At 69.5% G+C, this 21,277-nt stretch carries 18 protein-coding genes and 4 pseudogenes; 10 read left to right on the top strand and 12 right to left on the bottom strand.

What is annotated here, in order from left to right; translation table 11 throughout:
• Positions 1-780: 780 nt before the first annotated feature.
• The 4 genes from AB5J53_RS40700 (at position 781) to AB5J53_RS40685 (ending at position 2,545) form a co-directional block, all read left to right on the top strand.
• Positions 781-1,044 carry a hypothetical protein gene (locus tag AB5J53_RS40700; RefSeq protein ID WP_369250608.1) on the top strand — a complete coding sequence of 88 codons (264 nt, stop codon included), beginning with the start codon at positions 781-783 and terminating at the stop codon, positions 1,042-1,044.
• A gap of 21 nt (positions 1,045-1,065) precedes the next feature.
• Positions 1,066-1,605, top strand: a complete 540-nt coding sequence (locus tag AB5J53_RS40695; protein WP_369243776.1) for a transposase — start codon at positions 1,066-1,068, stop codon at positions 1,603-1,605.
• Positions 1,602-2,150, top strand: coding sequence for a transposase (locus AB5J53_RS40690; protein WP_369251986.1), 549 nt, complete (start codon positions 1,602-1,604; stop codon positions 2,148-2,150). Before AB5J53_RS40695 ends, AB5J53_RS40690 begins: the two co-directional genes overlap by 4 nt.
• A 68-nt stretch (positions 2,151-2,218) precedes the next feature.
• The gene (locus AB5J53_RS40685; protein WP_369250607.1) at positions 2,219-2,545 is read left to right on the top strand and encodes a hypothetical protein; all 327 of its coding nucleotides are present in this window, start codon (positions 2,219-2,221) and stop codon (positions 2,543-2,545) included.
• A 71-nt stretch (positions 2,546-2,616) separates the two neighbouring features.
• Here the strand turns inward: AB5J53_RS40685 and AB5J53_RS40680 are convergent, their stop codons facing one another.
• Together AB5J53_RS40680 and AB5J53_RS40675 are read right to left on the bottom strand one after the other, a co-directional pair.
• Positions 2,617-2,820: a cold-shock protein gene (locus tag AB5J53_RS40680; RefSeq protein ID WP_369250606.1), complete on the bottom strand. Its 204-nt coding sequence runs from the start codon at positions 2,818-2,820 to the stop codon at positions 2,617-2,619.
• Between the two features lie 242 nt (positions 2,821-3,062).
• Entirely contained in the window at positions 3,063-3,401 is a 339-nt protein-coding gene (locus AB5J53_RS40675; protein ID WP_369250605.1) for a MerR family transcriptional regulator, read from the bottom strand.
• 1,488 nt (positions 3,402-4,889) lie between these two features.
• Between AB5J53_RS40675 and AB5J53_RS40670 the strand changes: the two genes are divergently transcribed.
• Positions 4,890-5,249, top strand: a complete 360-nt coding sequence (locus AB5J53_RS40670; RefSeq protein WP_369250604.1) for a hypothetical protein — start codon at positions 4,890-4,892, stop codon at positions 5,247-5,249.
• Positions 5,250-5,353: 104 nt separating this feature from the next.
• On the opposite strand, the gene AB5J53_RS40665 is transcribed toward AB5J53_RS40670, so the two are convergent.
• The 8 genes and pseudogenes from AB5J53_RS40665 to AB5J53_RS40630 form a co-directional block, all read right to left on the bottom strand.
• Positions 5,354-5,662, bottom strand: a complete 309-nt coding sequence (locus AB5J53_RS40665) for an SCO5918 family protein (RefSeq protein WP_369250603.1) — start codon at positions 5,660-5,662, stop codon at positions 5,354-5,356.
• A 50-nt stretch (positions 5,663-5,712) separates the two neighbouring features.
• The gene (locus tag AB5J53_RS40660; RefSeq protein WP_369250602.1) at positions 5,713-6,117 is read right to left on the bottom strand and encodes a CBS domain-containing protein; all 405 of its coding nucleotides are present in this window, start codon (positions 6,115-6,117) and stop codon (positions 5,713-5,715) included.
• 46 nt (positions 6,118-6,163) lie between these two features.
• A complete protein-coding gene (locus AB5J53_RS40655; protein ID WP_369250601.1) occupies positions 6,164-7,657 on the bottom strand; it encodes a DEAD/DEAH box helicase in 1,494 nt (497 codons plus the stop codon).
• A 344-nt stretch (positions 7,658-8,001) separates the two neighbouring features.
• Entirely contained in the window at positions 8,002-8,205 is a 204-nt protein-coding gene (locus AB5J53_RS40650) for a cold-shock protein (RefSeq protein WP_003973099.1), read from the bottom strand.
• 791 nt (positions 8,206-8,996) lie between these two features.
• The gene (locus AB5J53_RS40645; RefSeq protein WP_369250600.1) at positions 8,997-9,893 is read right to left on the bottom strand and encodes a TIGR02679 family protein; all 897 of its coding nucleotides are present in this window, start codon (positions 9,891-9,893) and stop codon (positions 8,997-8,999) included.
• Positions 9,894-9,978: 85 nt separating this feature from the next.
• Positions 9,979-10,275: pseudogene (locus AB5J53_RS40640) on the bottom strand (TIGR02679 domain-containing protein); the annotation flags it as partial.
• Positions 10,272-14,426 (bottom strand): TIGR02680 family protein, encoded by a 4,155-nt coding sequence (locus AB5J53_RS40635; RefSeq protein WP_369250599.1) that lies wholly within the window; start codon positions 14,424-14,426, stop codon positions 10,272-10,274. The pseudogene AB5J53_RS40640 and the gene AB5J53_RS40635, both read right to left, overlap by 4 nt.
• Positions 14,423-15,049, bottom strand: a pseudogene (locus tag AB5J53_RS40630) (TIGR02678 family protein); the annotation flags it as partial. The pseudogene AB5J53_RS40630 and the gene AB5J53_RS40635, both read right to left, overlap by 4 nt.
• A 184-nt stretch (positions 15,050-15,233) precedes the next feature.
• On the opposite strand from AB5J53_RS40630, the pseudogene AB5J53_RS40625 reads away from it, so the two are divergent.
• A pseudogene (locus AB5J53_RS40625) lies at positions 15,234-15,449 on the top strand (IS701 family transposase); the annotation flags it as partial.
• Between the two features lie 192 nt (positions 15,450-15,641).
• On the opposite strand, the pseudogene AB5J53_RS40620 reads toward AB5J53_RS40625, so the two are convergent.
• Positions 15,642-16,187, bottom strand: a pseudogene (locus AB5J53_RS40620) (fatty acid desaturase); the annotation flags it as partial.
• 620 nt (positions 16,188-16,807) lie between these two features.
• Between AB5J53_RS40620 and AB5J53_RS40615 the strand changes: the two are divergent.
• The 3 genes from AB5J53_RS40615 (at position 16,808) to AB5J53_RS40605 (ending at position 18,922) form a co-directional block, all read left to right on the top strand.
• Complete coding sequence (locus AB5J53_RS40615) at positions 16,808-17,227, top strand: STAS domain-containing protein (protein ID WP_369250598.1); 420 nt, start codon at positions 16,808-16,810, stop codon at positions 17,225-17,227.
• A 110-nt stretch (positions 17,228-17,337) separates the two neighbouring features.
• A complete protein-coding gene (locus tag AB5J53_RS40610) occupies positions 17,338-17,880 on the top strand; it encodes a hypothetical protein (RefSeq protein WP_369250597.1) in 543 nt (180 codons plus the stop codon).
• A 325-nt stretch (positions 17,881-18,205) separates the two neighbouring features.
• The gene (locus tag AB5J53_RS40605; protein WP_369250596.1) at positions 18,206-18,922 is read left to right on the top strand and encodes an ANTAR domain-containing protein; all 717 of its coding nucleotides are present in this window, start codon (positions 18,206-18,208) and stop codon (positions 18,920-18,922) included.
• Between the two features lie 244 nt (positions 18,923-19,166).
• Here AB5J53_RS40605 and AB5J53_RS40600 read toward each other — a convergent pair whose 3' ends face one another.
• Positions 19,167-20,036: a UbiA family prenyltransferase gene (locus AB5J53_RS40600; RefSeq protein ID WP_369250595.1), complete on the bottom strand. Its 870-nt coding sequence runs from the start codon at positions 20,034-20,036 to the stop codon at positions 19,167-19,169.
• Between the two features lie 149 nt (positions 20,037-20,185).
• On the opposite strand from AB5J53_RS40600, the gene AB5J53_RS40595 reads away from it, so the two are divergent.
• The gene (locus tag AB5J53_RS40595) at positions 20,186-21,253 is read left to right on the top strand and encodes a type III polyketide synthase (protein WP_369250594.1); all 1,068 of its coding nucleotides are present in this window, start codon (positions 20,186-20,188) and stop codon (positions 21,251-21,253) included.
• Positions 21,254-21,277: the final 24 nt, after the last annotated feature.

Genomic DNA, 21,277 nt, shown 5'->3' with positions numbered 1-21,277 from the left:
GCCTGGCTCCTCCGTTCTTCCCTCTGGGATCAACTACTTACTAAGCGGGGGACTGCGTACTGCTGGTACGGCGAACTGCTCAGTGGCCTGCGACCGCGCCACTCTTCGGCAGCCAGCCCCGTCGCCTGTCCTGCGTCTGCTCTGGCTTAGAACCCCACTGCCGAACTTCCCGGTGCGCGCGTCCGCAGCCGACGCCTTCACCGAGGTGCTGCTCACTGACTTCACTGCTGGGCACTGCGAACTGCACTCACGGGTACTGCTCACGACGGCCCCTGATCACTGCGGGCCACCCGGTCCGGCCGTCAGTCCCGTCACCGTCCTGCAACAACCCCGGCTTCGGAACTCCACCACCGCACCGTCCTGCCAACTGCAACTGCGTGTACTGCTGGCGGCAGTTCGTCTCTGCCAGACCCTGCTGTCTCTCTGGGCTACGGGAGAAACCATAACCATGCCTCCACCCAATGTCTACTCCGACCAACATAGATTTTCGCGCGTTCGGCAGTGCGGTAATCGACCTCGAACGGCGATGGAGGGCGGGAGCGAGGCCGTCACCGCCGGTTAACGGACCGTAAGCGGGGCGCAAGCCCCGGGCAGGCAGGACCGGGCACTGACGATCCAGAGACCAGGGTGACTTGATGGACAAATGAGCGTCAACGCCGCAACCGTCCACTCCGCGACATCCGTCGCCGGCACCCAGCGACCAGCACCGACTGCCGGGAAGCTGCTCGCGGCCGAAGGGCAACAGTTCCCGTATCCCCGAAGGTCGGTGACGGCTTCTGCGTGCGCGAGCACAGCGCCGACGGCGGACACCGCCGCGGCGGCCAGGGGGTCGCGGTGGGTGTCGACGCCGATGACGCCCTCGACCTGTTCTGCCAGCATGGTCATGCGGTTGCACTTCTTTCCGACGAGGACGACCGTGTGGTCGGCGTCACCCTGGGTGGAGCCACCGCGTGGCAGAACTGTGATGAGTCACGCCGCTTACGCGGCGGACGAGCTGCTACTGACTTTTGCGGCGTGATGTCGTTGAGGGATGACGATGTGTGATCGTCGCGGTATGCCGGTTGTGTGAGATATCCGCAGGGTGGTGGGCTGACGCCTGAACGGCAGGCGTTTCGCGAGCGGATCCGGCTGGAGGCCGCGGAGCGCTTCGCAGTCGGTGCCTCCACCGCCGAGGTCGCCAAGGAATTACGGGTGAGTGTGCGCTCGGTGCAGCGCTGGCGCCGGGCCTGGCACGACGCCGGCGCGGAGGGGCTGCGGTCTGCCGGACCGGTATCGCTGCCCAAGCTGAGCGAGAAGCTGTTCGCCGTGCTCGAGCAGGAGCTGGCCAAAGGGCCGGTCGCCCATGGCTGGCCGGACCAGACGTGGACGCTGGCGCGGATCAAGACGCTGATCGGGCGCCGGTTCCACAAAAGCATGACGCTGTCGGCGATCGCGCGGATGCTGCACCGGCACGGCTTCAGTCACCAGGTCCCAGCCCGCCGAGCCATCGAGCGCGACGAGGAGGCCGTGGCGGGCTGGGTGAAGGAGACCTGGCCGCAGGTGGAAGGGCCGTGGCGGCGCTCGACGCCTGGCTGTGCTTCGAAGACGAAGCCGGGTTCTCGATGACGCCGCCCACCGCACGGACCTGGGCCCGACGCGGCCACACACCCGTCATCCGGGTCCGGGGACGCTCCCAGCGCCGCTTCTCCGTTGCCGCGCTCGCCTGCTACAAGCAGGGCGAACACTCACGGCTGATCTACCGGCCCAAACGGCATCTCGATCACAAACGCGGTGGCAGACGCAGTTTCACCTGGACCGACTATCGCGACCTGCTCATCGCCGCCCACCGGCAACTCGGCGCACCGATCGTGCTGGTGTGGGACAACCTCAACGTCCACAAAGACCGCCGATTACGGGAGTTCATCGACACCCACGACTGGATCACCTGCTACTTTCTGCCGGCCTACGCACCCGACCTCAACCCCGTCGAGGGCATCTGGTCCCTGCTGCGGCGCAGCAGCCAGACCAACACCGCCTTCACCGACCCCGACCACCTCATCAGCACGCTTCGGCACGGTCTCCGCCAGATTCAGTACCGCAGCAAGCGCATCGACGGATGCCTCGCCGAAACCGGCCTCACCTTGACGACATCACAGCGACAACGTCAGTAATCAGGCCAACGGGGTGGGTCAGGCCGACGCCGGCACCCTGGCAGACATCTCGAAAACCGCTGGAGAGCATGTGGGGCCACTACCACGCCACCCACTGCGGGTGCGGGCAGGACTGGCTCACCGCCCACGCCATCCCGGCCGGGTTCACCGTGCTGTCCCGGGGCAAGACCGGCTACTACGGGCTGGTGGGCCCCCGGCTGACGGAGGGCGTGGACGAGTCGGCGCCGACGGTCAACGCGCTGTGGGAGGCGGTCACCGGCAAGCCCGGCACTCAGACGGCTCCAGGTACACCTCAACAGATCAGGGCCGCGCAGCCATTGCTGCGCGGCCCTGATCCTGTGCACCACAGGTCCAATCGACGCCCGGCACGAGAGCGGGTCCCCTTGTCCGCTTGAAAGCACGGCCCGCACGGGCTGTGGCAGTCGCCGAATGCGGCGTGCGCGATCCCTCGGGCAAGGCTGCGAGGTCAGGCCGGGTTGATGTTCTCGGCCTGCGGGCCCTTCTGGCCCTGGGTGACGTCGAACGTCACGATCTGGCCCTCGTGGAGCTCACGAAAGCCCGAGGAGTTGATCGCGGAGTAGTGCGCGAAGACATCGGGGCCGCCCCCGTCCTGGGCGATGAAGCCGAAGCCCTTCTCCGCGTTGAACCACTTCACGGTTCCCGTAGCCATAGTCATGCCTTCCAGTCGATGAACGCCTCCCACTCCATGTGGAAGGCGGAGGTGATCGCCCTGGTTCCTGCGGCACAGCACAGCGAAACGCCCACGCTAAAAGCGTGGGCAAAGGGGAACTCCGAACCACGACAGCTGACGCAGACGCTACACGCCGGCACACCACGTCACCACAGGAACGATCACGCCGCGCACCGGGACCGTGCGTGGGGCGCCCGCCGATACCGGCGGGCACTCTCATCTCACGCCGTGGCCGGGGGGTTGCGCGATTCGGCGGCGCGGCGGTGTTCGGCGTTGATGCGCTGAGCTTCTTCGAGCTGGTCTTCGAGGATGACGATGCGGCAGGCAGCCTCGATGGGGGTGCCTTGGTCGACGAGTTCCCGAGCGCGGGCCGCGATGCGCAGCTGGTAACGGGAGTAGCGGCGGTGGCCACCCTCCGAGCGGAGCGGGGTGATCAGCCGGGCCTCACCGATGGCGCGGAGGAAGTTGGGGGTGGTGCCGAGCATCTCGGCAGCTCGACCCATGGTATAGGCGGGGTAATCGTCGTCGTCGAGACGGCCGAAGGAATCGTCTGCTGTCATCTCACCTCTCTGTGGAACGCGTGGAGGGGCCCTGGTGCCGTACTGGCACCAGGGCCCCGAAGGAACTACACCATCTGCCGACCCTAGTGCTGCGCCGACCTATTTGTTCCGCAGGCCCACCCGGGAGAGGGCGGGGAATGCGGGGATCGCGGATGCGTGACCGGAGACCACCTACCTATCGATGTCCTGCGGTACCCGGGCTCAAGCCTTCCGCCCGGGCGATCCTGATGGCGCTGAACTCCTCCGTTCTTCCCTCTGAACCAATCACTTACCAAACGGGTACTGCGTACTGCTTGCACTGCTGATACCGCGAACTGCTGGTGGCCTCGCGCAGCGCCACCCTTCGGCAGCCAGCCCCGTCGCCCGTCCTGCGTCTGCTCTGGCTTGGAACCCCACTGCCGAACTTCCCGGCACGCGCGCCCGCAGCCGACGCCTTTACCGAGGAACCACTGACTACTGCACTGCTGGTACCGACAACCGCAACTGCTGAACGAACTGCCACTGCGCTAGCTGCGGTCCTGCTCACGGCGGCCCCTGATCACTGCGGGCCGCCCGGTCCGGTCGTCAGTCCCGTCACCGTCCTGCGACATCCCTGGCTTCGGAACTCCACCACCGCACCGTCCTGCGAACTGCGTGTACTGCTGCCCGGAAGTTCATCTCTGCCGGGCCTCGCTCGATCTCGGCTACGGGAGAAACCGTAACCACAGCACCGCCCAATGTCTACTCCAGCGGGCATAGGTTTCCGCGCGCTCGAAGATGAGGTAACCCGCCTCAACCGGTCCATGGATGGTCGGAGCAGCCCCGAGGCCCAGGTCCGGCGACCGGAGTGACCCACAGCCGCGCAGCCCGTCGGACTTCCCGTGTCGCCGCCGACTGCGCCGCGGCTACCGTCGGCGGGTACCGGCCACCACTGGGCACCCCATATTTCCGGCCGTAACACCCGACAGGCCGGCCGATGACGGGCGTAGCACGAAGGCCCGGCCTTGACGATCCCGGCCCGACGACCGAGCAGCAGTTCGTGGAAGCCGTGCACGCCGGTGCCGGTGCCGCAATCCGCAGACTGGCGCTCCTGCTGCCGCCCTCAGCGCCTCGACGAGGATCTGCTTCATCGGCCCGCGGTAAGTCTCTGCGCCCTCGCCCGGCTGCCCGTGCGCGCCGACCGGTAGCGTCGCCTCGGATGGGCCGCCTGCTCGAACCGGCGCGGGCCCCCGACTCGAGCGGGCCGTGGGCGGGCTCCGTGACGCGGGCTCACGGCAGCGTGCCGCCACGCGTCGACCGTGGCCGTCAGTTTCTGCCGGCATGTGCCGCGCATGCGCACCCCTGACCTGAACGACGGCACCGGGGGCTTCGGCTGACCCATGGTCAACCGTCTCGCCCACGCCACGGCGGTCACCCGCCGGGCCTCCGGCGGCAAGACCGTGAGCGCCCGTTTTACCCGGTAGCGCCACCGCTCAAGCTGCCGGATGGCCGGTAAATATAATGTGCCCCATGTCGAAGCCTGACGAGCTGCTCGTTGACGTCGCCGCCCTGGTGGAGTCCGGGCAGAGCAACCAGATGTCCCTGACCGTGGTCACCGGTGGTGCCGTCATCACCGGTCGGCTGGCTCCCGAAGCGGTGTGGAGGCAGAGGGTGTCGGATGTCCTGAGGGATTCGGACCGCTTGGGCGAGTTCGCCGCCGTCTTCGACGCCCCCGTGAAGGAGGACGGGCCGCCTAGGCATCTTCACTTCCATGTCGCCCGGATCCTGCAGGGCACGGTGGGAATCCCGGAGACGGGCGGAATGTACCGCGTTGCGATCGACGACGTCAGCGCCTGGACCGTGGGCGACTTCAGCTATTCCGACCACTGAGCAACCACTGCGACGGGAACCCGTTGCAGGCAGTGTGGGCCCGACCGGTGTACCGGTCGGGCCCACACTGCTGTCAGGGTGCCGGCTCGTGCCTGTTCGCTCGGTCAGACCGTGGCGGGGGTGCCGAGCATCGCGGAGGCGTGCTGGAGCGAGCTGAGGATGCCCAGAGTCGCGGCCGTGGGGAGGGTGCGGCAGGTGAAGCCGAGCTGAGTCATGGCCCGCAGGACTTCGGCGGCGCTGAAGTCACGGCGGTCCTGGCGGGTGATGACCTGGCCGACTTGCTTGACGGGGTAGTGGCGGCGGCCGATGATCACGGATTCGGCGGTGACCGGTTCGGGCTTGATGCCCTTCATCGATTCCAGCACGCCGCTCTTGGTGAGCTCGAATGGGAAGCGGGCGATGACGCAGCGCATGTGGCCTCACAGGGAGAAGGGAAGAAGGGTCCGACCAGGGGCGAGGCGTTTCAGCGGGAGAGGGCGAGGATGCCCAGCGCGCTGCCATGCTCGTCGACCACCGGCAGGGCACCGAGCCGGCCGGAGCGCATCGCGTGCTCGGCTTCGGCCATCGTGGTCACGAGTGAGGTGAACGACCCGTGTTCGCCGAGGATGTCGCGCAGGCGGACACGGTCCGTGTAAGCGGAGCTGTCGCGGACGGCGGCGAGTTCGGTCTGGGTGACCAGACCGGTGCACTGGCCGTCCTGGTCGCAGACGACCAGCCGGCCCGTGCGGGCGGCGGCCATGACGGACAGCGCCACCTCGACGCTCATGTCGTCACAGACCTGCGGTCCGGCCGCGTCCATGACCTCAGCCACCGTCCTGTGCACGGGGTTGGCGATCACCGGGCGGGGCTGCATCTGAACCAGCGTCAAAAGGTGCCTCCTGCGGAGATGGGTCAGCTTCCTGATCACGAAGGTTCTAGGCCGCGGCGTCGAAGACGGACTGGCGTACGGGCCCGCGCCGGGTCGCCGAAGAGGGGCGGCGCCGGCCTCGGGAGGAGGCGCTGCGCTGGGGGCGTTCGACCACCGGTGCGGTGATGACGACCGGGATGCCGGACGGGGCCTGGGCGCCGGTGATCCGGCTCAGGGCCTCGTCGCCCGAACGGATCTGGGTGGTCTGCGGCCTGATCCCGGCATCCGACATGAGGCGGACCATGCCGCGGCGCTGGTTCGGTGTGACGAGGGTGACGACGCTGCCGGACTCGCCGGCGCGGGCGGTACGGCCGCCGCGGTGGAGGTAGTCCTTGTGGTCGGTCGGCGGATCGACGTTGACGACGAGGTCGAGGTTGTCGACGTGGATGCCGCGCGCCGCGACATTGGTCGCCACCAACACGCTGACGTGCCCCGTCTTGAACTGCGCCAGCGTGCGGGTGCGCTGCGGCTGCGACTTGCCGCCGTGCAGCGCGGCAGCCCGTACCCCGCTGTTGAGCAGGTCCTGGGTCAGCCGGTCGACGGCGTGCTTCGTGTCCAGGAACATGATCACGCGGCCTTCGCGGGCGGCGATCTCGGTCGTGGCGGCGTGCTTGTCGGCGCCATGGACGTGCAGGACGTGGTGCTCCATCGTCGTGACCGCACCGGCCGACGGGTCGACCGAATGCACGACGGGGTCAGTCAGATAACGGCGCACCAGCAGGTCGACATTACGGTCCAAGGTGGCGGAGAACAGCATCCGCTGCCCCTCCGGACGCACCTGGTCGAGCAACGCCGTGACCTGCGGCATGAAACCCATGTCGGCCATCTGATCGGCCTCGTCCAGCACCGTGACGCCCACCTGGTTCAGACGGCAGTCGCCACGGTCGATGAGGTCCTTGAGCCGCCCCGGGGTCGCGACGACGACCTCGGCCCCGCCTCGCAGCGCGCCGGCCTGCTTGCCGATCGACATCCCGCCCACCACCGTGGCCAGCCGCAGCCTGACGGAGCGGGCGTACGGCGTGAGCGCGTCGGTCACCTGCTGCGCCAGCTCACGGGTCGGTACGAGGATCAGCCCCAGCGGCTGGCGGGGCTCGGCACGCTGTCCGGCGGTGCGGGCGAGCAGGGCGAGACCGAAGGCGAGGGTCTTGCCGGAACCGGTGCGCCCGCGGCCCAGGACGTCACGGCCCGCCAGGGAGTTCGGCAGCGTCGCCCCCTGGATCGGGAACGGCGCGCTCACGCCCTGCCTGCCAAGCTCGGCCAGCAGCTGCTCGGGCATGGAGAGATCGGCGAACGCCTCGACGGCGGGCAGCGCGGGGGTGATCGTCCTGGGCAGCGCGAACTCACCCTGCACGGCGGCGGGCCGGCGGCCGTAACCGCCGGAACGGGCCGGCCCGCCGGAACGGCGCGGTGCCGACGAGCCGAAGCGGCTGCCGCCCTTTCCTGCGTCGGAACTGCCATTACGGGCGCAGGCGGAGCGGTCGTTCGTGCGTGTGCGGATCATGCGGAACCTTCCTCGATGCGGCGCATATCAAGGAATTCCCGCAGCGATGAGCGGCATAGAGAATTACAAGTATGGACCGATGGCAAAAGAAAGCAAATCCGGCCGACGGAAATATACGCGGGCGCAGGTGCTTAATGGGGTGACGCGATGAGGACGCAAAGTCCGGGCGTCGACTGCGGTGTAGCTCTTCAGGATGCGCCAGCATCCCTGAAGGAGGAGCCGCGTGTGGTGAGACTGCGGATTCCTCCGAGTCGTCCCGCAGGTGAAACCGTTGCGGGGAATGCGTGCAGCTGGGGCCCGCACCCTGAAGGATGCGGGCCCCAGCTACAAAGTGTGCGTCAGCGTCAGGCCGGAACGATGTTCTCGGCCGTCGGGCCCTTCTGGCCCTGCGCGATGTCGAAGTTCACCTTCTGGCCTTCGAGCAGCTCACGGAAGCCCTGCGCCGCAATGTTCGAGTAGTGGGCGAACACGTCGGCGCCGCCACCGTCCTGCTCGATGAAGCCGAAGCCCTTTTCCGCGTTGAACCACTTCACGGTACCAGCAGCCATGTCATATCTCCTTTGGGGCAGTACATCGGCATCCGCACTGTGCGAACGCCGTGTCGCCGCGATGATTACCCCGCCCGGAAATGACCGGAAATACAAAAGCGCTCCCGATCGACAGAAGCCTGGTGGGGGCACTTGAAGTTTTGGGAACCACAACTGCAACTGAGATCGACAGTAGCACGCCGGAACGGCCCGTGTGCGTTGGATAATTCCACTCTGCTCTTCGCGGAAAAACTCTCACTGCACGGTCCGTCAAACTCTCACTTCACGGGCACAGATATTGACTCACTCGGAGTGCAAAGTTTCAGGAAGGGCGGTGTCGCCAGCCGCGACCAGGGCTGCCAGGGCGCGACGACGTACGCGGCTGTCCGTAAGACGCCTTTCGGAAGGCGTCCAGCAGCTCGTACCCGCTCGCCGAGATCGTGCCTGGTCGGCGGTTATGTCTTTGGACAGTGATCAACGAGCGTCAACTGAGCGTCAAAAAATCCACGGAGATAGCCCGTCAGTGGCTGGTTGCGGCGATCGGCTCAACCTGAACGTGCAGGTCAGGACACCTCATTGGCCAGGCTGTCCGCTCGACCCGTTGCCTGTGTGGAAACAGGTCGAGCAGACCGACAACATATGAAAGTCGCAGGTCAGAGGACTTTCTTAGCCGGTTCCAGAATCGCCACACACTCCACGTGCGAGGTCATCGGAAACACGTCACGTGTCGGCCAAGTCGGCATAGTCGCAGGTCAGCGCGGTTCCCGACCACTCAGAGCTACCGCCTGGCCGCCCGGAGCGTCAAACGAGCGTCATGGGCAGCCCGGGGGGCGCTTCTGCTGAGCCGCACCAGCGAGGTCTTCCAACAACACATCAGCCACCAGCTCCTCCACCACCGCGGTGCCGTGCTCTGCCATGGCCTCGGCCAACTCGGGATCCCACGGCGCCTCGGTGATGCGCCCTGGCTGAGGGCCATGTGGGTTGCGGACGACCGCTGCACGGTAGTCCGCTGCCGTCATGCGCCAGGGATGCGCCGATGTCTTGTCCAGGACGTACGCGGCGATGCGGATGCCTTCGCCGTCGAAGTCGCCGTGGTAGCAAAGGACGGCGCCGTGGTCCGCGAGCATGCGCAGGAGCTGGATCGCAGCACTGTTGGGCCAGCCGGATGTGCAGACGAGCGGCGGGCAGTGGCGGCCGAAGCGACGTATGGCCACTGCCAGAATGCTGGGGTTCTCCACGACGTGGACAACGGCTGGTGAAGCTGCGCCCAGGGTGAACTCGCCCGGGGCCCGGACCTGGGCGAGAGTCAGACTGGCTGCCTGACCGGCCTCGGTGCACACGCGGGCCACACGGGCGAGCAGGCCGTCACCGGCCGAGCGCAGTCCGCCGACCAGGACGGTGGCGGACAGGTCGTCGTCGGCGACGCCCGCACGAGTCCACAGGGCGCGCCGGTCGGCCGCGGACTGCGGGGGAGCCATGTCGTACAGGATCGCCAGCGCGCGCAGGACGAGCGTGGTCAGCGGGGTGCCGTCGTCGAGGGCGTGCGCATGGCCGTCCAGGACCCGGGCAGCGAATACAGGCAGCGGTTCGGCCTGGCCGGGCAGCGCCGTGAGTACCTTGAGCGCGTCCGTGAGCAAGGTACGGGTGCGTTCCGCCGAGCCGCCGATGAGGCCGGCAGCCCGGCAGGAGGCGACCCAGTCCAAGAGCACCGGCTGCGCCCGCACCGGTGTCGTGGTCGGCCAGCCAGGTCCACAGTGCCGCGCGTTCGCTACCCTCGCGACGCCGTTCGCCCGCCCGGTCGCCGAGGGGACCGACGAGTTCGGTGACAATCTCGCGTACCGTACGGCCGCCGCACAGTTCGGTGACGGCCTCTTCCAGGCGGGCGAGCGGGACGGAGGGGCGAGGGTCCGGCAGGCGGTCCAGGCCGAGGAGGTCCGCGAAGGCCTCGCGCTGAGTGTCGTCGAGCGGCCCTAGGCGCACCCGTGTGACGGGACGGCCGGCGGAGAGGCAGTTGTGGACCGTGTGCCAGAGCGGGAGGAGTTCGGGGCGGCGCAGGGTGGCCTCGCCCGGGGCCGGATCCGTGTGGGTCATCCCGTCTCCAGGTCGGTGCCGTTCCAGACGAAGCGCGCGCTGGTGACGGCGTCGTCGTCCCCGCCGGTGAGGAGTTGGTGGACGGCGATGCCGGGCAGCTCGCCGTAGGTGCACCACTCGTGGTCGGAGGTGATCATGAGATCCAGGTCGAGTGCGGCGAGCAGGGCGAAGACCTGTCCGCGGTTGACGGTATCGACACCGACGAAGACCTCGTCCAGCAGAATCGGCCGAGGTGCCAGGGGAACGGCCTCGTAGTGAGCGGCGACGGCGGCGAACAGAGGTAGGTGCAGCGCGATGGCCTTCTCTCCGCCGGACAGCGCGCCGTGCAGCTTCTTGGTCAGTGGCTGCCAGCCCGCCCCGTTCGCCCGGTCGAGGCGGACGGTGAAGCGATGCCAGGCGGTGTAGTCCAGCACTTCGCCAAGCTGTTCCTCCCAGTTCGCGGCCGTGTCGCTGCCCTTGGCCTCCTCGATACGGGCGCGGAAGAACGCGTGCAGGGCCTCCCGGTCGGTCTCGGTGACCCGGCCGGGGTCCTTGAGCAGCAGCTGACGGGCGGTGCGGGTGCTGTCCGGAAGATCGGCGCGGACGTCCCAGACGAGCTGCACGGCGACGTTGGAGGCGGTCCGCACCCGCTCCAGGTGCCCGTTCATGCGGTCGACGAGTTCGCCTGCCTGGCGGATGCGGGCCGCGAGGTGGCGGCGGATGTCGCCGGTGAGGATCTGGTCGAAGAGGCGCCGTTCCGCAGTGGTGATGTCGTCACGGCTGCGGTCGCGCTCCTGGGTGAGCGTGGCGAGCAGGCCCGTCGCCCCCACCCGTACGCCGTCCAGGGTGGCGGTGAAGAGCTGGATGTCCTCGTCGGGTTCCAGGTCCAGGTCGGCACGGACGCCGAGGCGCTGGCGGGCCTCGTGGACCGCCTCCGACAGGCGGGTCGCGGCGTCGCCCAGATTGCGTGGGGCGTGCGGGACACCGGGCCATTTCGCCGCTGCGGCACGGGCGGCCTCCAGGGTGGCCTTCATGCCGTCCCCGGCATCGGGTTCCGGTGTCATGCCGGCGTCCTCGGCCAGCCCGACCAGACACAGGTGCCGGAACCGGCGCGCCGCACCGTCCCGGGCCGCGACGGCCTGCTCCCGTCGTTCGGCGTCCTGTCCGCTGGTGGCCCGCAGTCCTCCGATATGCCCTTCCAGGTCCAGCAGGAGATCGGCTGCCCGGCCGGCTTCATCACGGCAGCGGCGCAGTTCGGCCCGTGCCTCGGTGACGCGGGCGACGATCTGCCGGTAGTCCTCGCCGACGGTGGCCTCCACCGCTTCCAGGCGCGCCTTCAGGCCCGCCGCCTCCGCTTCGACGGCATCCGCGGCCTCGGCCTGTTCCTCGGCGGCTCGACGTGAACGGTCTGCCTGGACAGCCGTCTGCCGGGCACTGTCGGCGGCGATGGTCGCGGAGAGGCGGGCGTCCACCCAGTTGTCGGCGGTGTCTCGGAACCTGTCGATGCCGACGGAGAGTTCACGCAGCTGGTCGCGGTCGGTGGGCAGCCCGTGTTCGGCGCCCCGGCGGGTGAGCGCACGCAGAGCGCCCGTCACCTTGCTCTCGCACCGCGCGAGACGGCCGGCGACATCGCGCACAGCGTCGTCCCGGGCGGCCACCGTCTCCTCGGCTCGGCCCCAGTCCCGCCGTCGGGCGTCGAGTTCCTGGTAGTCGGGGTGGGCGCGGTCGGCGTCCAGCCGGGCGCGGCGGGCACCGAGGCCGCGCAGCCGGTCGTCGAGTGCGGCGAGGGAGGCGTTCGTCTCGCCGATGCGCTCGGCCAGTTCACCGATCCTGCGTTGCCGGAACCGCTGCCGTGCGAGGGCGCCGATGTATGCGGGTTCCGGCTTGCTCCACGTCCCGGCGGCGAGTGCGAGACGCCAGCCGCCGTCGGCGGATACGGCCGCGGGGTGACCGCCGGGCAGCGCCGTGCCGTACGCGATGCCGGCGAGCACGCGGGTCACGGTGGCGGCGGGGACGGGGATGTCCTCCTCTGGCCTCAGCACCTCCAGCAGGCTGGGCCCCGGGGCGGGCACGGCCAGGGCGGCCTCGGCGCGGGTGTCGTGTCCCGGTAGCGTGACCCCGTCGTAGGGACTGACCCAGGCGTCCAGGAGGCCCGACACCTCCAGTGCCGCCTCCACCGCGGCCTGAACGGTGAGCGGGACACCTTCGTGGAAGGCGATCAGCCGCCACAGCGGTGCTCCCGCCGTCGCCGTGCGGACGGCGGTACGGGTGGGCGGGGGCGCGGGCGCAAGGTCGGTCTCGCCGCTGAGCCGTCGCACCCCCTCCTCAAGTCGGCTCCGCTCGTCTCGCAGGGTCTGGCAGGCGGCTCGAACAGTGGCCTCCGCCGTGGCGATCTCCTGTTCCAGCGGGCGCGCGACTGCTTCGACCAGCGCTCTCACCTCGGCCTCGGTCGCGGCCCTGGCGACCAGATCGCCGGGATCAGCGATGCGCAGTTCCGTGCAGCCCTCGGCCCAGGCGAGCAGCCGTTCCGCCTGTACGGCGAGAGCGTCGTCCCAGGCGGCGGATGCCTCGTCGCGCCGGGCGATCGCCTCCGCGAGTCGGGTACGGGCCTCGTCCAGCAGGTCCTCGGCGGCGCCCCGGTCGCGTACGGCACGATCGTGCTCGTCGATCGCCTCGGTGATGTGACTGACCTGCTGCCGTCGCGCGGTGACCGCGCCGCGCAACAGCCGCCGGGCCTGGCGGGCTCCGCTGTCGTCCTCCGTGCCAGTGGGACCGGAGTCCTCGGACCGGCGGCCGCCCGCCCACCCCGTGCCGCCGCCAGGGACTGTGACTTCAAGTTCCGCGCCGAGGATCGTCCTGACCTCGTGGTGGATGGATTCCATGCCCGCTGCCCGGGCCGACCGGTGTGCCTCCTCGGCGATGTCACGCGCGTGCTCGTCGAGTGCGCGGGCTCGCCCGGCAACCTCCTCGGCGTGCCCCTGATCCTTCTCCGCTGCGGCCTGAATGGCCTGGGTCCTGGCGCGCTGCCGTCCGGCGGTGGCGGTCACGTCCTCCGTGCGGCGCCGGAGCCGGTCGAGTTCCTCACCCTGCTTGTACGCGTCACTCTCGCGCAGGCCCTCGACGGTCTCCTCCAGGGCGTGCGCACGCAGCTCCTGTTCCTCGCGCCTGGCCCGGGTCGACTCGCGTTGTGCCAGTGCCTGTTCCAGTTCTTCGGCGCTCTGGCGGGCCACGCGGGTGAGGTTGTCCATCTCGGTGGTCGCCGAGATCAGTGCGGCGGAGCCGGCGCGCAGCACCCGTCGCGCGTAGGCACGCTGCCGGGAAGCGACGGTCTCGGCCGCGGTCACCTCGTCGTCGAGCCGCTTGAGATGCTCACGCTGGCGGTCCAGTCGTTCGAAACCCTCGGCGAGTTCGGCGATCTCGCCCTCGCCCAAGGGCGGCAGGGCGCGGGACAGCAGGGTGGAGAGCAGGGACGGATCGAGCCGTTCGGACAGTTTGGGCTGGCGCAGTTGAAGCAGGGCGGACAGCAGTGACTCGTAGCGCTGCTCCGCCATACCGGCGAAGAGTTCACGTCGTACGGCCGTACGGTAATCGGTGGCCGAGGCGTGCACGTCGCCATGGTCGCGGAGGACCTCGACGAGAGCGGCGCGGGTCAGCGGCTGCTCCGCGTCGTTGACGAGGCGCACGCCGTCGGGGTGGGCGATCCGGGAGCCGGTGGTGAAGTAGTCGACGTGCACCCCACTGGTGTGCACGCTCGCCTGCAGGCGTGCCCCGCAGCCGAACCACCGCACGGTGCCGTCGTCGCCGACGCGGCGGAACTCCATCCACACGTGCCCGACACGGGTCTTGCCGGAGGCGCCTTCGCCCAACAGGTTCCAGTGCATGGTGCGCTCCGAGCCGCCGAAGGTGGACAGGCGGTTGGGGCGGAGGCTGGCGTCGAAGAGGAAGGGCAGCAGGAGTTCGAGGGCCTTGGACTCGCCCGATCCGTTCTGGCCGCGCAGCAGCAGACGTCTCTGGTGGAAGGTGAAGGTCTCGTCGTAGTAGCGCCAGACGTTGAGGATGCCCGCGCGGTGCGGCTGCCAGCGACCGGGGGCGGCCTGCGTCGCAGAGGCCGGTGTCCCGGCCGGCTCGGTGGACTCCGGCCGCCGCGGAAGGGGAAGCTCGGTCACGCTCACTGCTGGTCTCCTTCTTCGGTGACACCAGCGGGAGCCGTGGCGCCTGCCGTCTCGCGCGGGCTCGCGTGCTGCTGGGGTCCGCGCTTGGCCTCCGGATCCGGACTCATCGTCTCCGTCAGGCGGTAGCGGTGGGCGGCCGGGCTCGCGACGACACGGCCCCGGGTCCTGCGGGCGAGGCCGACATCGCACAGGACGCGTACCGCGTCGTCGGCCAGCCGGGCCGCGCCGTCCTCCGACTGATACGCCTTCGCCCAGCGCGGGAAGCGGCGCAGCAGATCCGCTCCTGCCTCGCCGAGCTGTTCGGGCAGCAGTCCGGCCGGGGCGGCGCAGAGTGGCTCCAGGAGGAGCAGCGCGGCGACCCGGGCCGTGGAGGTGTCGTCGGGGAAGCGGACGTCGGTGGCGATCCCATCCGGGTCCACGACCAGGAAGCCCTCGGCTCTCTCTTCCAGGAGGAAGCCCGCCTGCTCGACCGACCGGCGCAGGATCTGTCGTCCGGTCAGAGTGGTGACGTACGCCAGCTCGTCCTCGGTGAGGTCCGTCCGGTACAGCACAGGGTCATCGAAAAGGCGACGCAGAACAGAGTGACGCAGCTTCAGGTTGCGCTGCGCGTCCGTGGCGGCACTCTATCGGCCACCACCACCGGCGGCATCAGACCCCACCCGGCCAAAGGTTCCCGCGGGCCGATGCGCTCGCGCTTTGTGGCACTGCGGGTGCGGCCGGCTGGGTACCACTCGCCACGGGTCTCGCCCTCGATGTGCTCCTCGGTGAAGGTCTGGACGTCTCCGGGGAAATGGCCGCAGAAGACTGGCCAAGATCCGCTGGCGCATCGAGCACGACTACCGGGAACTCAAGCACGGCCTGGGCCTGGACCACTTCGAGGGACGTTCCTGGGCCGGCTGGCATCACCACGTCACCTTGGTCACCGCCGCCCACGCATTCCTCACCGAACAGCGCCTGGCCCCAAAAGCCGATACAGCGGACTCACCCTCTACCAGATCCTCGACGCCATCCAGGACCTGCTGAACTGCTGGACCGGCACCTGCACCACCTGCCACCGCCCCCTGCCCCGAACATCTACTACCAGCCCAAACCCAAGAGCCAGAACTACCTAACGGAGTCCTAATAGTCCTTGGCGAGCTGACGGGCGGCCTTGGCAAGAAACCCGCTCACGTCGTCCAGGAAGGAACGCCACGACTTGCGACCGGCGGCGACGGCACCGGGCTCCAGGTCGTACAGCGCGATGCCCCACTCGAAGAGCGGAGCGAGGAGGAAGTTGTAGAACGGCTGGGCCAGATGGCGCGGACGCCAGGCCTGCTCGGCGCTCATCCGGAAGACGACGTACCCGAGGTCGCGGTCGAGGTCCACGACGTTGGTGTACGTGTGGTGCAGGTGGTTGTGGGTGTGCTTCCAGGCCTCGGCGGACGTGAGGAAATCCCACTCCCAGGTCGTGGAGTGGATGGCCGGGTCGCCCATCCAGTCCCACTGACCGTGCAGGATGTTGTGGCCCAGCTCCATGTTCTCCAGGATCTTGGCGAGGGAAAGCATGGCCGTGCCCGCCGCCCAGGCAGGCGGAAACAGCGAGACGGCGAGCGCGAGACGGCCGCCCGCTTCCAGACCGCGCTGGGTGGCGATCACGGCATGGATGTAGCGCGCGTCGTCGGCGCCGCGGGTGGCGATGATCTCGGAGCGGATCCGGTCGAGTTCCTTGCCGAACTCCTCGGCGAGGGTGGCTTCGGCAGGCGCGGGAGCAGTAGCGGTCACAGGGGACTCCTTGCGTGGCTGGGCGTGAAGTTCGCCGGTACGCAGGCCGCGTACGCGACCTCCAGGGGGAACCAGTCCGCAAGGCGGGCCCGACACGTCGTCGGCGCATCGCTGATGTCGAGACCTGCGTGCACCGCGCGCCTCCCTGGAGCAGAGCAACTGAGCTGCTGCCGGGGGCTCGGGCCTCACCAGGCAGCCTAGTGCCGCCCCCCGGCCGTGCGAACAGTGCGCCTGCGGCCGGGCTCCGGAGGGAGAGGGCGTGACCAGGCGGTCGTACCGCTTGGCCGGCAGCTGTCGAGTACGGCAGGGCGGGACGGCATCGGAGCCGCCCCATCACCGCCGTGTAAACATCGTGGTACCCCTCTCCCAGGCCGACCGCGGGACCGTCCTCACGACTACGCTGGGCACGGACGTCCCAGACCCCGGCGGGCCACCACTGCTTGGCGCACATGCCTGCGGAGAGCGGATCACTCGTCCCCTCGCCCCGCGCATCCCCGAGGGAACCGGCTGGGTCCAATGCCCCGGAACACCGGCTGCTGGATCGGTCATTCACCTGCCCGCCCGACAGTACGACCGTACCGGGAGCCCGGCACGGTCTCGTGAACCGAGGCACCCCGCCCATGAGCAGCCCACCCACCCTGAACGTCTACCGGCACGACACCGGCAACCGGGCGCTGGTCACCCTGACCGGTGAGATTGACCTGAATTCGGCGCCCCTGGTGCACGCGTCCCTGGAGCGATGCCTGCGCGACGGCATCCACGCCATCGACGTCGACGTCACCGCCGTGACCTTCTGCGACTGCAGCGGCCTCAACGCCTTCCTCTACGCCTTGTCGCACACAACCGCGGCCGGAGGATCCCTCCAACTGCACCACCCCAGCCCGGCGTTGGAACGACTCGTCACCCTCACCGGCTCCAGCTCCCTCTTCCTCAGCCTCCCGGACGCCCTCGCCGGGAGCCGGCCGCCCCCCTCTCCCATGCACCAGGCCACGCACCGGCTCCCACCACCCATGCCTGCTCTCCCGGGCGGTGTGCTGTGACGGCCCCACCCGGGCCGAGCCGACCGCGGAAACGCGCAGACCACCGGCCGCCCGCCACGCGCAAGGCGCCCCTGAACCTGCGCCGGCTCAACCGCTGGCAGACCGAGGACATGCGGGAGGACCTGGCGGACCTGTACGCGGAGTCCCGCGCCACAGCGCCCGGTGGGGAACACCGCGGCCGGAAGGACTTCCTGCGCCGTCTCACACGTGACACCTGGCGACCGGGATTCGCCATGCTGACCGCGCAGGCACCGGACTTGGTGGGGTGCGCGTTCGGATTCCCCGTGCCGCGTGACGGCTCCTGGTGGAACGGACTGCGCGGACCACTCCCGCAAGACGTCGAGCAGCTCACCACGTCCGGACAGGTCTTCGCCATCAGCGGGATCGTGGTCCGCCCCTCCGAGCGGCACCACGGCCTGGCCGACACTCTGCAGGAGCAACTGCTCGGCGACCACCGGACTCTGCTCGGCGCGGCCCTGGTGGACCGGACCCATCGCGCGGCCTGTGCCGGGTTCCGGTCACGGGGATGGCGCGACATCGGCGTGGTCTACAGGTCACCGGGCCCTACGGTGCTACGCGCCCTGGTCCTCCCCCTCGGAGAGCGGACGGCGACGGAGCCGGGCGACCTCGCGCACCATGCACGGATTCAGTGACCGCAGCAGGACCAGGAGGAGGCACGCACGTGAGGACCAGTGGATGAGCGGCGGGCGGCAGGTACGCCCTGTGAGGGCTGGGGGCTGGTCGGCCGGGATCCAGAGGCTGACGCCCGGCCTGCAGACCGATGCCGATTTCGCTGCCCCGGTCCTGCTCGGCACGGGGGCCGGCGAGCCGCACGACGGAGGCATGATCGCTGGCGACGTGATCGCCCGTCGCCTCCGCTTCCCTACGGACACGAACCGGGATCAGAGCAACGATGACACCTGATGGCACATCCCGCCTTCCCCGGCGCAAACCAGTCCCCACGCGAAGGTGCGCACGATGGATCAGCAGCTCCTTTCCAAGACATTCGTCGAACTGGCCGACAACCTGGTCGCCGACTTCGACCTGATGGACTTCCTGTGCCTGCTGACCGACCGCTGCGTGGGAATGCTCGGTGTGAGTGCGGCCGGGGTACTGCTCGCCGACCGGAACGGCGAACTCCGGGTGATGGCCGCCTCCAGCGAACAGGTGCGCCTGCTGGAGCTCTTCGAGCTCCAGCACGACGAAGGACCCTGCCTGGAGTGCTTCCGCACCGGCGCACTGGTCTCCGTCCCCGACGTGACCACAGAGATCCACCGCTGGCCGCGCTTCGCCGCGCAAGCCCACCACGGTGGGTTCGCGGCGGTCCAGGCCGTGCCGATGCGCCTGCGGGACGAGGTCGTCGGCGCCCTGAATCTCTTCCGCTCCGACGCCGGCCCCTTCGACCCGGTCGGCACACTCGTCGCCCAGGCGCTGGCCGACGTCGCCACCATCAGCCTCCTGCAACTCCGCTCCAGCCAACGCAGCACCCTCCTCAACGAACAGCTGCAGACCGCACTGAGCAGCCGCGTACTGATTGAACAAGCCAAGGGCAAACTCGCCGAGCGCCTCGACATCGACATGGAACAGGCCTTCGCCGCACTGCGCGCCTACGCCCGCGCCCACAACCGCCGCCTGTCCGACCTCGCCGGCACCTTCATCGACGGCACCGAACCCCTCAACGGCCTGATCGTCTGACCACCCGCGACCGAACTCCAACGCACCGCAGTCCGCCGTCACCGGCAGGTTGTGGTGCGGGCGGCCGGTGGCATCGTCGCTCGGTCGTCATTGGCGCGTGGACCAGCAAAGCGGTAAACGGTAGCCTTATCGGCCGCGCCGAGGTCACGACTGGGGACAGCACTCGCGAACTGACGGCAACCGCAGCAGGGATCGGCAACTCCCGTTTCTGCCTGCGGGTTTCGTACGGTGCGAGGTCGAACGGTCAGGCGATCCCGGTGCCGCGCAGCAGCAGCAACGCCACGTCCACCACCGCCACGGCGACCGCTGCCGCGAACGCCAACCGCTCCCAGCGGCGGCCCAGCACCGTCCCCGCCACAGCGATCAGTGCGGCCACCGCGAGCGCCGCAATTCCCCACCTGCCGGGTGGTCCGGCGGGCCCCAGCACAAGAATCGCGGACGCGGCCACCAGCGGTACCGGCAGCAGCAGCCGTGTGCCGTCCGGGCCCAGCCGGTGCGGCCATCCCCGTACGCCCGTCGCCAGGTCCCCGCGGATGTCCGGCAGCACATCGCCCAGATGGGCTCCGACCCCCAGTAACGCCCCGGCGGTGACAACCCACCAGGCCGACCATGGCTGCCCCGGCAGGCCCAGCGCGACGAACGCCGGGAGGCTGGCGAAGCCCACCGCGTAAGGTGCCCAGGACCATGCTGTCGCCTTGAGCCGCAGGTCGTACGCCCACGCGGCCGCCACCCCGGTCAGGTGAACGGCGCCCGCCCACAGGCCACACGCGAGCGAGAGCGGCACGCACAGCGCCAGTGCGGCATATGCGGCCACCCACACCTCCGTCACGCCGACCGTGCCGTCGACGACGGGTTTGCCACGGCGGCCCGCGGCGATGTCCCGGCGCGCGTCGAACGCGTCGTTGCACCAGCCGACGGACAACTGCCCGGTCAGCACGGCGGCGCCGGTCAGCACACAACGCGCGGCGCTCTGGCCGGCGGTGACAGCGAGCGCGGCCATCAGGGCGGTGACCGCCACGACAGGCCCGGGGTGGCACGACCCGGCCAGGCCACCCACCCGGCCGGCCCAACTCGCCTCCGGGCCGCGGGTCGTCGACTGCTCGGGAGTGCCCACCCGGCCGATCGTAGGCGCCCGGGCGCTACCCGGCTGGAGCACGCGCCCCCAGGGCGAACGGCCGGACGGGCGATCCGTGGTGTCGAAGTCCCGGTCCGGGGAACACGTGGGGAACAACTCACCCCAGTCGGTAACCAGACGGGATCTACATGACGCGGATCGCCGCCGTTCACGGTGCCCTCGCACCGCACCGTCGCACCCAGCACGAGATCACGGACATGGTGGCTCGCACCTGCCTGCCGGAGGGCACCGACCGCCGGGTCCTGGACCGGCTGCACCGCAGCGCGATGGTCCACTCGCGCCACATGACGCTGCCGCTCGAACGGTACGAGGAACTGGACGGATTCGGCGCCTCCAACGACGTCTTCATCGCTGCCGCCACCGACCTGGGCGCCAAGGCCGTCCGGAGCGCTCTGCACATGGCCGGCCTGACCGCAGCCGACGTGGACCTGCTGATCTTCACCTCCGTTACCGGCATCGCCACCCCCTCGATCGACGCACGGCTGGCCGGCCGCCTCGGCCTGCGGCCGGACGTCAAACGACTTCCCCTGTTCGGCCTGGGCTGTGCCGGCGGCGCCGCCGGCCTGGCCCGTATGCACGACTACCTGCTGGGCCGGCCCAGCCATGTGGCGGTGCTGCTGTCGGTCGAACTGTGCTCGCTCACCTTCCAGCGCAACGACGCCTCCATGGCCAACCTGGTCGCCACCGGACTGTTCGGCGACGGCGCCGCCACGGTCGTCGCCTGCGGCGCGGACCGCCCGGCCCGCCCGGACGAGACCGCCGGCCCGACGATCGTGGACTCCCGCAGCCACCTGTATCCGGACACCGGGCGCGTCATGGGCTGGGACATCAAGGACACCGGCTTCCAGGTCGTCCTCGACCCGCGGGTCCCCGATGTGGTGCGCCGTTACCTCGCCGATGATGTCGAGGGGTTCCTCGGCGATCACGGGGTCAAGCCGAAGGACGTGACCGCCTGGGTGTGCCACCCCGGTGGCCCCAAGGTCCTTCAGGCCGTCACCGAGGCTCTCGACCTGCCCGACGATGCACTCGATGTGACCTGGCGTCATCTGGCCGACGTGGGCAACCTGTCCTCGTCATCGGTGCTCCATGTGCTGCGCGACACCCTGGCCGAACGCCGCCCGCCGCCGGGCACCCCGGGTGTGCTGCTGGCGATGGGGCCCGGCTTCGCCTGCGAACTCGTCCTGCTGCGCTGGTAGTTCAGACCCTCGAAGACACGAAGG

This window comes from Streptomyces sp. R41, assembly GCF_041053055.1.
Lineage (GTDB): Bacteria > Actinomycetota > Actinomycetes > Streptomycetales > Streptomycetaceae > Streptomyces.
Note: the sequence above shows the minus strand (reverse complement) of the source record. Positions and strands in the feature narration are given on the sequence as shown.

Coding starts and splice junctions, on each gene's coding strand:
- AB5J53_RS40690 (WP_369251986.1), top strand. CDS start 1,602: ATGACGCCGCCCACCGCACGGACCTGGGCCCGACGCGGCCACACACCC.
- AB5J53_RS40685 (WP_369250607.1), top strand. CDS start 2,219: ATGTGGGGCCACTACCACGCCACCCACTGCGGGTGCGGGCAGGACTGG.
- AB5J53_RS40680 (WP_369250606.1), bottom strand. CDS start 2,820: ATGGCTACGGGAACCGTGAAGTGGTTCAACGCGGAGAAGGGCTTCGGC.
- AB5J53_RS40675 (WP_369250605.1), bottom strand. CDS start 3,401: ATGACAGCAGACGATTCCTTCGGCCGTCTCGACGACGACGATTACCCC.
- AB5J53_RS40670 (WP_369250604.1), top strand. CDS start 4,890: ATGTCGAAGCCTGACGAGCTGCTCGTTGACGTCGCCGCCCTGGTGGAG.
- AB5J53_RS40665 (WP_369250603.1), bottom strand. CDS start 5,662: ATGCGCTGCGTCATCGCCCGCTTCCCATTCGAGCTCACCAAGAGCGGC.
- AB5J53_RS40655 (WP_369250601.1), bottom strand. CDS start 7,657: ATGATCCGCACACGCACGAACGACCGCTCCGCCTGCGCCCGTAATGGC.
- AB5J53_RS40650 (WP_003973099.1), bottom strand. CDS start 8,205: ATGGCTGCTGGTACCGTGAAGTGGTTCAACGCGGAAAAGGGCTTCGGC.
- AB5J53_RS40615 (WP_369250598.1), top strand. CDS start 16,808: ATGAGCAGCCCACCCACCCTGAACGTCTACCGGCACGACACCGGCAAC.
- AB5J53_RS40610 (WP_369250597.1), top strand. CDS start 17,338: ATGCGGGAGGACCTGGCGGACCTGTACGCGGAGTCCCGCGCCACAGCG.
- AB5J53_RS40605 (WP_369250596.1), top strand. CDS start 18,206: ATGGATCAGCAGCTCCTTTCCAAGACATTCGTCGAACTGGCCGACAAC.
- AB5J53_RS40595 (WP_369250594.1), top strand. CDS start 20,186: ATGACGCGGATCGCCGCCGTTCACGGTGCCCTCGCACCGCACCGTCGC.